We start from the raw sequence: 1,562 nt of genomic DNA on the forward strand, positions 1-1,562 counted from the left end.
GGCCGAGGCGCACAAGGCTATCCTCGCTGGTGGCCGCACCTTGGTGCCTAACCGCTACGTGATCGATCTCTCGCCGTATGACCACAGCAGGTTGGCGCCGTATGCCGCCGCACTGGCCCAGGAGTTGGCCCAGTCGCAGGCGGAGTTCATCGGCGAGCAGGCCTGGACGGTCTATGGCGACGTCATCGTCGAGATCGAGCGCGGTGACGGGCTCGATACCGGCATGTTCCGGGTCACGGCGGAGGTGTACACCGGCGGCGAGGTCGCGCCTGTGCAACAGCCCGCCTACGACGCGGCGCCGGCGTATTCGCCGTATGACCAGCAGCAGGGTGGCTACCAGCAGCACGGAGGGCACAACGGGCGCAACGTCGGCCTGGTCTCCGGCGACGGTCGCACGTACCCCCTGCAGATGGGTTCCACGGTGATCGGCCGTGGAGACCAGGCGAATCTGCGCCTGCCGGACGTCGGTATCTCGCGACGCCACGCCCGGCTGGACTACGACGGCAGTCAGGTGGTGCTGACTGACCTGGGCTCGACGAACGGCACGATGGTCAATGGCCAGCGCGTGTCGGCCGTGGCGCTCAACCCGGGCGACATGATCCAGTTGGGGACGACCACCCTCACGTTCCGAGTGGACGGCTAGGCACCTTGCCAGAATTTGTCCTCACCGTCGCCCGCTTCGGCTTCCTGATACTGCTGTGGATCTTCGTGTTCACAGTGGTGGGAGTCATCCGGAAGGATCTCTTCGCCGGGGTCCGGTCCAAGAGTCTCGTCGCCGCGCCCAGGGGCGTGGGTGGCGTGGTGCCACAGGGCCGGCCGGCGAAGGCGAAGCGGGGCAAGGCCGCCCGGCAACTCGTGGTGACCGCCGGCCAGCTGGCCGGCACTAAAATCACGCTCGGTGAGGCTCATATCACTATCGGTCGGGCGGAGGACTCGACGCTGGTCATTACGGACGACTTCGCGTCGGCTCGGCACGCCCGGCTCATGCCGCGGGACGGACAGTGGTTCGTCGAGGACCTCGGCTCGACGAACGGCACTTATCTCGATCGCGGTAAGGTCTCCGGACCTACTCCCGTCCCCCTTGGCGTGCCGATCCGGATCGGCCGCACTTCACTCGAGTTACGGCCATGACCCTGACCCTGCGTTACGCCGCCCAGAGCGACCGCGGTCTGATCCGAGACGGAAATCAAGACTCCGTCTACGCCGGACCGCGGCTCCTTGCCGTCGCCGACGGCATGGGTGGCATGGCCGCCGGTGACGTCGCCAGCAACATCGTCATCGCGGCCATGGCTCCGCTCGACGAGGACGTCCCCGGCGATGCGCTGGTCGACGCCCTCCGCCACGCCGTGGGCACCGCCAACCAGACCCTGCGCGACACCGTCGACGCCAACCCGCATCTGGAGGGGATGGGCACGACGCTGACCGCGGTGCTCTTCTCCGGCAGCAAGATCGGCATGGTGCACATCGGCGACTCGCGCGCCTACATGCTGCGCCAGGGTGAGTTCGCCCAGATCACCAAGGACGACACGTACGTTCAGATGCTGGTGGACGAGGGCCGGATC

The 1,562-nt window shown here is 67.3% G+C and carries 3 protein-coding genes; all 3 read left to right on the top strand.

Annotated features, from left to right (window positions below; translation table 11 throughout):
• Window positions 1-643: DUF3662 and FHA domain-containing protein (locus DMB66_RS59325; protein WP_125812647.1), on the top strand; the 643-nt coding region annotated here is incomplete at its 5' end.
• A 5-nt stretch (window positions 644-648) separates the two neighbouring features.
• Window positions 649-1,131, top strand: a complete 483-nt coding sequence (locus tag DMB66_RS59330; protein WP_125812648.1) for an FHA domain-containing protein — start codon at window positions 649-651, stop codon at window positions 1,129-1,131.
• A partial coding sequence (locus DMB66_RS59335) for a PP2C family serine/threonine-protein phosphatase (protein ID WP_148112948.1) occupies window positions 1,128-1,562 on the top strand: 435 nt, incomplete at its 3' end. The genes DMB66_RS59330 and DMB66_RS59335, both read left to right, overlap by 4 nt.

The sequence above is a fragment of the Actinoplanes sp. ATCC 53533 genome (assembly GCF_003947245.1).